We start from the raw sequence: 8,929 nt of genomic DNA on the forward strand, positions 1-8,929 counted from the left end.
CCACGAGCGGCCCGCAACGCCCCCTGTCCATGCCCGGCCACCAACAGGGTCCTAGAGGCGGACGGCACAGGCCTGTTTCAATGACCGGCATGGTGTCCACGGACCGTGTCCTCGCCTTCGCCGCGATGTCCCTGCTGGTGATCGTCATCCCGGGGCCCAGCGTGCTGTTCGTGATCGGCCGCGCCCTCGCGCACGGCCGCCGGACCGCGGTGGCGACGGCCCTCGGCAACGTCTTCGGCTCCTACCTGCTCGTCGTGGCCGTGGCGATCGGGATCGGCTCACTGGTGGAGCGGTCCGCGGCCGTCTACCTGACGGTGAAGCTGGCGGGCGCCGCGTATCTGGTCCTCCTCGGCGTCCAGGCCTTCCGTCACCGGGGCGAGCTGAAGGCGTCGGCCATCGTCTCCCGGCCCGCCGGCCCCGCGCGGGGCGACCTGCGGACCGTGCTCGACGGCGCCCTCGTCGGTGTCACCAACCCGAAGGGCGTCGTCTTCTTCGCCGCCGTGCTCCCCCAGTTCGTGGACCACGCGGCGGGCCGCGTCCCGGCCCAGATGCTGCTGCTCGGCCTGGTCCCCATCACCATCGGCCTGGTCACGGACACCCTGTGGGGCCTGACCGCGTCGGCCGCCCGCAGCTGGTTCGCCCGCTCCGACCGCCGCCTGTCCCTGATCGGCGGTGCGGGCGGCTTCACGATGATCGGGCTGGGGCTGACGGTGGCGGTGACGGGGCGGGACTGAGCCCCGGGTCGGTCCCCGGCCCACGGTTACTGCGGCTGCTTCTGTACGACCGTCCCGAACCGGATGTCGAACGACGTCCCCGGGTGCAGCGTGGCCAGCATCCGCTGCCCCTCTTCCTCGACCTCCTGCCGCTGGGCCCTGGTGAGCCGGCCGAAGGGCTCGACGACGACGGTGTCCCCGTCGAGCTTCCACACCCCCGCGAGGAAGCCGTCGACGAGGAGGGTGCAGTAGGCCTGGTTGCCCTGCCAGCTGCGGCCCCAGTGCTCCTTCGGCACCACGCGGGTGCGGTCGGCGTGGGAGAGCAGCAGGTTGTCGAACTCCGGCAGGAAGCGCGGCGGGGCCGGGGTGTCCTCGGCGGGGCGGGACGCGTCGGGGAGGTCGAAGAGCTCGACGCCGTTGTCGTCACGGAAGACGCGCAGCTCGGGGCGGAGCCGCTCGAAGGCCTCGCGGAGTCGGGTGAGTCCGGCCCAGGTCTGCATGTCCTTGACGGAGGCGGGCCCGAAGGCGGCGAGGTAGCGGAGGACGGTGGCGTCGAGGATGGCGGCGCGGTGGGCGGGGTGGGGGGTGGGCGCGGAGCCGGCGGGGTCGGCGTTGGGCGCGAAGCCGACGGGGTCGGCGGGGTCGGCGGTGGATGCGGGCCCGGCGGGGCCGGTAGTGGGCGCGGGCCGAGCGGAGTCCGCGGTGGACGCGGGCCCGGCGGGGCCGGTAGTGGGCGCGGGCCGAGCGGAGTCCGCAGTGGAAGCGGGCCCGGCGGGGTCGGCGGTGGACGTAGGCCCAGCGGAGTCCGCGGTGGGAGCGGGCCGCGCGGGGACGCCGAGCCAGTGTTCCGCCGTGGTGAGGGCCACCTGGCCGCTCCTGCCCCACAGGCCCCGCGGGGTGACCTGGACGAGCGGGAGCTTGCAGCGGGCGGCGATGGCCAGGGCCTGCGGGTCGGCGTCCGGCCACTCGGCGAGGAGCGCCTCCCGCAGCTCCTTCATGGTGCGCGGCTCGGTCTCGACGAGGCCCCGGGCGAGGGCGGCGAGCCGGTCGAGGTCGACGCCCTGAAGTCCCTTGCGGAACTGGGTGAGTTCACGGTCCCGGGCGGGCTGCACCAGCGGCCGCAGGGTGAGGCAGTCCTCGGCGGTGTGGGTGTGGATGGTCGAGCGCATGGTGACGATCCGGACCACCTCGCGGTCGGCCATCAGCGCCGACAGTTCCTCGGGGGCGAAGCCGTCGAGGCGGGCGGCGAGCGCGTAGTACGGCGGCTTGACGTTCTGCGCCTGGAGGCCGAGCAGATGCCCGACGGCGGCCTTCGCGGACAGGCCGGACCGGCGCAGGAGGAGCTGGCGGTCGAGGGTCGCGCGGTTCAGGGCGCGGGTGCCGAGCACGGGGGCCGACGCGGTCGTCTTCGTCATGAGCAGCACGCTAGCGAGGCTTGCGGACATGTTCTGTCCGCAACTCACGGCGTGGTGCGGTGCCGGGCTCCTGGAATGTCATTTGTCCCGTATACCCTGCTCCGTGATCACGCCGGCATCGGCTCGACCCGAGAGCGAGAGGCACACGATGTCTTCGAAGGACTCCGCCAGGAGGTCCGCCTGGCGCCGCGCCCTGACCCCGCCGTCCGCGCCGTCGAAGACTCCGGTGCAGACCCCGGAGCCCCCCGCGCCCGATCCCGCGGCCGAGCCACCGAGCATCGTCCAGGCGGCCCTCTACCGCGACGGCGTACGCGTGTCCTCCCCCGCGACGCTCGCGGACACCTTCCACGAGCTGCGCGAACAGCGCTCCGGCATGGCGTGGATCGGCCTGGCCCGCCCACCGGAGAGCGAACTCCTCTCGCTGGCCGAGGAGTTCGACCTGCACCCGCTGTCCATCGAGGACGCGATGGAGGCCCACCAGCGCCCGAAGCTGGAGCGCTACGGCGACACGCTCTTCGTCGTCCTGCGGGCGGCCCGCTACCTGGACGCGCCGGAGGAGGTCGACTTCGGCGAGCTGCACGTGTTCGTGGGCCCGGACTTCGTGATCACGGTCCGGCACGGCGCGGCGCCGGATCTGTCGGCGGTGCGCCACCGCATGGAGCAGGCACCGGAGTTGCTGCGGCTGGGCCCCGAGGCGGTGCTCTACGCCATCCTCGACGCGGTGGTCGACGGGTACGCGCCGGTGGTCGCGGGCGTCCAGAACGACATCGACGAGATCGAGACGGAGGTCTTCCGCGGCGACCCGGAGGTCTCCCGCCGCATCTACGAACTCTCCCGGGAGATGGTGGAGTTCCAGCGCGCCACACGCCCCCTGGTCGGCATGCTGCACGCCCTGATGGCGGGCTTCGCGAAGTACGGCACGGACGAGGAGCTCCAGCGCTACCTGCGGGACGTCGCCGACCACGTCACCCACACCAGCGAACGAGTCGACGGCTTCCGCCAGGCCCTCACCGACATCCTCACCGTCAACGCGACCCTGGTCACCCAGCAACAGAACGCGGAGATGCGGGCGTTGGCGGAGGCGGGCTTCGAGCAGAACGAGGAGATCAAGAAGATCTCCTCGTGGGCGGCGATCCTGTTCGCCCCGACGCTCGTCGGCACGATCTACGGCATGAACTTCGAACACATGCCTGAGTTGGGCTGGAGCTTCGGATACCCCTTTTCGATCGGCCTGATGGGTGTGGTTTGCGTAAGTTTGTACGTGATTTTCAAGCGGCGGGACTGGCTCTGAGGGCAAGCAATCGCACGTCCGGTCCCTCACCCTGTTCGCACTCGCATCTTCCGAAAACGGAGCCATGACGCCCTCTGGGGAGTCCCTGGGGAGAAGTGATGCGGGTGATCTCCTCGCCCTGCCGGGACTACGGCTCTGACCTGGCTTTTTGTGTGCCTGTCCACGCTGGGGAGGATCCGGGGAGAATCGAATCCGTTCCGTGTCTTCCACCCTGCGCAGCGGCCCCGGCCCGGCCTCCCTGTTCGCCAGTGTTTACCGAGCCGACTGTCCAAGCAGAGAGCATCACGGACAGTGACATCAGCGCGCTGCCTCAACGCTCCTCCTCCGCTGCCTCAAGCACCTAGCGAGCGCCCCGAGCGCCAACAAGCCTCGATCAGGGAGTTGGGTGAGCCGGTCGAGGGCTGCGGTGATGTGACCGGTCCAGGGCCAGTGCCGGGCCAGGTGAACCACTTGCCTCCCGAGCGCCGGCGGCAATCAGCCTTCCCGAGCCTCCGCACACGATGACGAGCCAGGAATGCGTCGCTGGACTGGCGGCGAAGACTTTTTACGTCAAGTCCCGCTATGCAGTGTGCTCCGGTAAGCAGTTCGACCAGGTCTGGCTGCGCAACGGGAGCACCGTCGGCACCAGTCGCTTCGACGTTCTTGCCGTCGGCACGATTCCGCAGAACAGCAGGACCATCACGGTCACGTACTACTTCACCGACTTCACCAGGGCCGGGGAGAACGGCGCGCCTGGATGGGGATCACGACGAAGGGCAGCATCACTCACAGCTGGCCGTCCACGGCGGCGTATACGCAGGGCGGCGTGGCGATGCCCTTCACCCGGACATGGAGCCAGCTGCTGGGTACGGGCACCTACGAGCACACGCTGACGGCCGCCGCCGGCCAGGGCTTTGACACTCCGAAGACCGATCTGCTCGCCGCGGTGTATGTGGCAAACATCAGCCTGAAGGCGCCGCCCGCCTGGGCGTCCAAGCCGATCACGGGCGGCGACTTGTTCATGCTGCCGCCTCGCTGGGACAAGGCTTCATACTTGCCTAACGCAGCGGCAGGGTCAGCCTCGTGGGCCATCCTGACGCCGCTGCAGTACAGCACAGCGGCCGGAGCTCCGGAGCGCGAGGTAGCCCTGCACATCCAGAAGGGGTTCGCCACGCCAGGGATGACGCAGCCCCCCATGGCCAGGAAGGACCTTCCGGGCAAGGGGCCCGATCTCGGGCTGACGCGTCTGTACTGGGACACCAAACGCCGCGACCTGAACCGCAACCGCTCCGTCTACAACTGCGGGAAGTACTTCGGCGAGAACTACGCAACGTCGGCCGGATACGCACGCGAATGCGATGAGTATCCGATGGCATCCACGTACGAGGGAGCAGGCCACTCCGACTACGACCCTCTCGCCGAGCCGGGCAACTTCAGCGTCCTGCCGGTGAAGAAGGAGGACAACGGAGCTGCCGGAATCCTGCTCGCGCAGTTCTACGACAAGAACAGAGTCATCGAGGGCTCGGGAACCGAGCCGCCCCACAGCACTCAGGCGTTCGGCCAGAACTGCGCGATATAGCGCTCGACTCCGTGGACCACACCGTGCTGGGTCTGCGCAGCTGCTGCCTCACGGCCGGTGCACACCACTCGTACCGTCCAGACACCGGGTCCGTCCGACAACTCGATCGCCTCTGGCATCGGTCCTGCCGCCATCCCTCTGGCGCGCAACTTGCCCGAAGAACAGGCGATGCTTGCCAGAGCAGACTCGTCCCACTCCCCGGTCGGCACTACGGGCTCCCCGTCCCAGACCTCTACCGTCAGGGAGGCGGTGTGGGTGTGCCCGGCGCTGTAGAAGTCAAGGCGCCCAGGGTGAGCAGAGAGGAAGGTGCCGCTCTCGAAGCCCTCGGGGAACAGCACAGGAACCTGTGCGTCGTCGAAATCCTGTAAGGCCCATCCGTGGTAATCGACATTCACTGCATGATCCTGGCGCCTGATCAGGCTGGCCACGTCACCCACCCCTTGTCGTCGTCTGGTGCGAGGGGCTCCATCATCGTCGATCTTCGGCGGCGAAATCACTGCGAACGAGCCATTGCACGGTGCAATATCACTGAACGCCCCCGCGTCGGTGGGGACCACGTTCGTCGCGAGCAGCAACCTCCAAGGCATGTGCTTGCTCGCGGGTGCTTTCGCTGTCCGCCGCGTTGTCATCAGTCGTGGCGCTACTGGTGTGTGCTGTGCCCGAGTTATTCTATTTGACTGGGCCGCAGGTGGGGTGGCAGGTTCCTCTGCTGATGTTTTCAGGGTCGATGGGGGCGTTGCGGATGATACCGCTTCTGCCGCCGACGACGTTGCCCTTGGGGACGCCATAGCCGCAGATGTCAGCCATGCACAGTCCGCTGGGATCGCTTTGGGTGACGGGGTTGTCACCGGCGTAGGTGTAACCGCCGAGTTCTTGCGGGCTGGTGGCTTCGAATACCGGGTCGAGGCTGACGAAACGGCCGAGAGTGGGGTCGTATTCACGGGCACCGATGTCGGTGAGGCCAGTGGTGGTGTCGGTGGTTTTGTTGAGGAAGGTGCGGTTGTCGGCCCAGGTTGTGGGGGTGCCGCGGGGGTTGCCGTACGCACGCGGTAAGGCGTCTGCCGCCTGAAGGCCACCACTTTCCAGGTGTCGGAGTCTCCCACCCGCGACCAGAAGAGAACGTCACCGCTCCCGGTGCGCCCCATGGTCAGCAGCGGGGGATCGGACACGTCGTCGGGGAGCGCCGGAACGAATCCGTCCAGCAGGTCCCCGTACACCGAGCCGGGAACGGGCGGGGTGCTGATGGAGAGATAGTCGTCGATCTCCCCTCCCCGCACACGTCGACGTACTCCCGATAGTCCGAGGGCTGGGCCAACCCCTCACGGTCGACGATGTCGCCGCCGGCCCGGGGAGGCGGCAGCATCTGCCGCAGCCGGGTCATCGCGGGATGGGACACAACCGGTTCCTCTCCGAGAAGCAGCGCGTCACGGACGCTCCCGCCGACCGATCAGCCCGGCGAGAGCCCGGGCACTGACCGAACGCGCGCCGAGCCGCGTCGCGCCCGGCACCGGACGATCGGAGACGACCACGAAACGGACGCCCTTCTGTTGGCCCGCAGCAAGGGCGGCCGCCACGGCCGAGCGCGCCGCGCCGCCGGTGGAGACGATCGTCGAACAGCGCAGTTGCACCAGGGTGTTGACGTAGGCGGCACCCACCGCCTTGCCCGGCAGGTGGTAGCGCTGCACGACCACGCCCGACGCGCCGCCCCCGGCCGCTTCCCGCATCGCCGCCCAGGTGCTCACCACCCCCGGATCCATGTCAGTGGACGTCAACAGACAGGCCCGGGTGGCGGTGTCGACATGAGAGACCGGCTGAGGCGGGCGGACGACCGCGGCGTCGGAGCCGAACAGCCACACCAGAGCCCCGACCGCACCTGCCACGGCGACGGCGGCGGCACCGAGCAAGGTCCACAGCCGCGGCCGGGAGAGATGAGATGCGGTCGTCACGGTCATGCGTTCTCTCTGCTCGATGAGCCCCATGGCTCAGTTCAGTGGTTCGAAGAACGGGCCGTCAGGCGCATGGTTCCGGGAGCACACCGTCACGTCCTCGCCCCTGAGATAGGCCAGCAACCACTCACCGAAGGTCATCTCGTGCAGGGTCCAGGCCGGGCTCTCGAGCTCCACCACCACGACCCGCCAAGGCGCCGATGGGCCTTCCGGGACGCGGAGGAAAACCCATTCCCCCGTCTGGGCCGACGCCACCGGCATCAGTTCACCCGGGTTCGCCCCGGCCGGACTCGGCAGGTACTCCGCCATGTCCTCCTCACGGAAGAGCTCGAGATCTCCCCTGATGGACTCCCCGAGACTGTGCAGGAGATGACCGGCGGGGTGCACCAGATAAAGCTGCTTGTTGATCTGTACCGAACCATAGTCATCCACGATCTCACGGAAGTCCGCCGGGAATTCGATGCCGAATTCCCGCTCGGCCACGATCCACGGCGTCGGATCGGTCCAGTTGAATTCGGAGCGGCCCAGCAGGGCTCGGACGTCCGCCAGCAGCTCGAGTGTGCAGTCGTCAGAAGCCCTCAAGATCACCGTCTCCGTCGAGCAGACCCTCTTCTTCCTCACGCCATGATGCGAACGTGGCCGGCAGCTCAAGTTCGGCACCGAGCGGCGGGCGGACCTCCCGTCGCACCAGACGGAGCAGGAACTCCGCCATTCCCATGTCGAACTCGTGGTCCCGACGCCGGTCCCGTGGCCGCAGGACCACACCCCAGTCGTCGGGCTCCCCCACGCACTTCCACAGGAAGTCGTCACCGGCTTCGTTAGACGCCCAGGTCAACATCCCGTCCACCGGCGGCCACGGGACGCCGTGGAGCAGATGATCCTCGTACGGATATCCCTCGAAGGGAGGCGTGAGCACGCCGATCGAGTCACTGATCGCGCCCAGCCCGTACACCGCCACGAAATCGCGGTAGTCGGCCGGAAGCTCCCAGCCCGTCTCCGTGCGCTGCGCTTCCCAGTCGACGGTGTCGCCGCCGTCCACGGGCGGCCGCATCACACGGCTCAGCTCTTCCACAGCCCAGTGCATGGTGTCCTCGTGTCGATCGGATCCGTTGGTCATGAAGTGGGTACGTCCCTGCCGGTGCGGGAGTCCACCACCGTGCCGAGGTTGCGCCAGCCCCGTGGCGTGTTCATCAGGTTGGGCACATCGCGCGTGGTGGTTCCGACCAGGTTTCCGTCGCGGTCCCAGGCCGTGGCCGTCATCAGGTACGACTCCGGCGTCACGCGATCGCCCACATACGTGGGGTGCACCGAGTACAGGACGGTCTCGCCCGCCGCCACCTGCTCCTGGACCTGGTTCTCGAATTGAACCATGTTGTCCATGGCTCCCAGGCCGCCCCGTTTCGGGTAGGCGTTGGCGTCACGTCCGCAGGTCGACAGGTTCCTCAGGTCGGTTCCGGGGCCGGAGAGCTGGCTGCCGAGGAGGTGGCAGTTGTTCACCGACACCCTGGGCACGGCGCCGAGGTGCCGGGCGTACCGCTGGGCCCATGTGTATCCGGGCGGTCGAATGTCCTTGGTCGTGTCCGATCCCGGATGGTCGTCCAGAAACTGCTGGGTCAGACATGCCGAGACGCCTTGGGCCCGGTTGCCGTGCGAGGCGTCGGTGTCCTGGGGATCGACCCACCCGGCACCGTTCCTCGCGCAGGTCGACGACTCCTCGTCGCGGGGAACGCAGGCGCCGGTGACCACGCACACCGCGGCGGTGGTGAGCCCCGCCGCGACCGCCGAGGCCGCGTTGCGGACCGAATTGCCGATGTTGATGCGGACGGTGGGCGGCTGGGCCGCGGACGCGATCGAGTGGACGGTGAGGCTGCCCTTGCCGATCGACGCCGTGATCTTGATGGCGTGGGCGCGGATCGCCGCGCGGCGGGCGGCCTCCGCGGCGGCGGCTGCCGCTGCGGCTGCTCGGGCGGCGGCCGCGGCCTCGGCCGCGCTGACGCCACCCCCGC

Annotated in this window: 10 protein-coding genes; 3 read left to right on the forward strand and 7 right to left on the reverse strand. The window is 68.9% G+C overall.

The annotated features are described in order from the left end of the window. Positions 1-89 precede the first annotated feature (89 nt). On the forward strand, positions 90-734 hold the full coding sequence (locus ACFULQ_RS42990; RefSeq protein ID WP_383555494.1) for a LysE family translocator: 645 nt from the start codon (positions 90-92) through the stop codon (positions 732-734). A 26-nt stretch (positions 735-760) separates the two neighbouring features. On the opposite strand, the gene ACFULQ_RS42995 is transcribed toward ACFULQ_RS42990, so the two are convergent. Beyond that, positions 761-2,128 (reverse strand): DNA glycosylase AlkZ-like family protein, encoded by a 1,368-nt coding sequence (locus tag ACFULQ_RS42995; protein WP_383555497.1) that lies wholly within the window; start codon positions 2,126-2,128, stop codon positions 761-763. A gap of 148 nt (positions 2,129-2,276) precedes the next feature. Between ACFULQ_RS42995 and ACFULQ_RS43000 the strand changes: the two genes are divergently transcribed. Both ACFULQ_RS43000 and ACFULQ_RS43005 read left to right on the forward strand, forming a co-directional pair. Beyond that, positions 2,277-3,419: a magnesium and cobalt transport protein CorA gene (locus ACFULQ_RS43000; protein WP_383555500.1), complete on the forward strand. Its 1,143-nt coding sequence runs from the start codon at positions 2,277-2,279 to the stop codon at positions 3,417-3,419. Positions 3,420-4,155: 736 nt separating this feature from the next. Beyond that, positions 4,156-4,977 carry a hypothetical protein gene (locus tag ACFULQ_RS43005; RefSeq protein ID WP_383555503.1) on the forward strand — a complete coding sequence of 274 codons (822 nt, stop codon included), beginning with the start codon at positions 4,156-4,158 and terminating at the stop codon, positions 4,975-4,977. Here ACFULQ_RS43005 and ACFULQ_RS43010 read toward each other — a convergent pair. The 6 genes from ACFULQ_RS43010 to ACFULQ_RS43035 form a co-directional block, all read right to left on the reverse strand. Continuing rightward, the gene (locus ACFULQ_RS43010; protein ID WP_383555506.1) at positions 4,947-5,405 is read right to left on the reverse strand and encodes a hypothetical protein; all 459 of its coding nucleotides are present in this window, start codon (positions 5,403-5,405) and stop codon (positions 4,947-4,949) included. The genes ACFULQ_RS43005 and ACFULQ_RS43010 overlap by 31 nt on opposite strands. A 241-nt stretch (positions 5,406-5,646) precedes the next feature. Next, entirely contained in the window at positions 5,647-6,090 is a 444-nt protein-coding gene (locus ACFULQ_RS43015; RefSeq protein ID WP_383555526.1) for an RHS repeat-associated core domain-containing protein, read from the reverse strand. 311 nt (positions 6,091-6,401) lie between these two features. After that, positions 6,402-6,929 (reverse strand): hypothetical protein, encoded by a 528-nt coding sequence (locus ACFULQ_RS43020; protein ID WP_383555508.1) that lies wholly within the window; start codon positions 6,927-6,929, stop codon positions 6,402-6,404. A gap of 30 nt (positions 6,930-6,959) precedes the next feature. Beyond that, positions 6,960-7,544 carry an SMI1/KNR4 family protein gene (locus ACFULQ_RS43025; RefSeq protein WP_383555511.1) on the reverse strand — a complete coding sequence of 195 codons (585 nt, stop codon included), beginning with the start codon at positions 7,542-7,544 and terminating at the stop codon, positions 6,960-6,962. Beyond that, positions 7,492-8,040 (reverse strand): hypothetical protein, encoded by a 549-nt coding sequence (locus ACFULQ_RS43030; protein WP_383555514.1) that lies wholly within the window; start codon positions 8,038-8,040, stop codon positions 7,492-7,494. The genes ACFULQ_RS43025 and ACFULQ_RS43030 overlap by 53 nt, the downstream gene beginning before the upstream one ends. Beyond that, positions 8,037-8,929, reverse strand: an 893-nt coding sequence (locus ACFULQ_RS43035) for a DNA/RNA non-specific endonuclease (RefSeq protein WP_383555517.1), incomplete at its 5' end; no start/stop codon positions are given. The genes ACFULQ_RS43030 and ACFULQ_RS43035, both read right to left, overlap by 4 nt.

Origin of the sequence: Streptomyces sp. NPDC057253, assembly GCF_042669125.1 — a bacterium.
Taxonomy (GTDB): domain Bacteria; phylum Actinomycetota; class Actinomycetes; order Streptomycetales; family Streptomycetaceae; genus Streptomyces.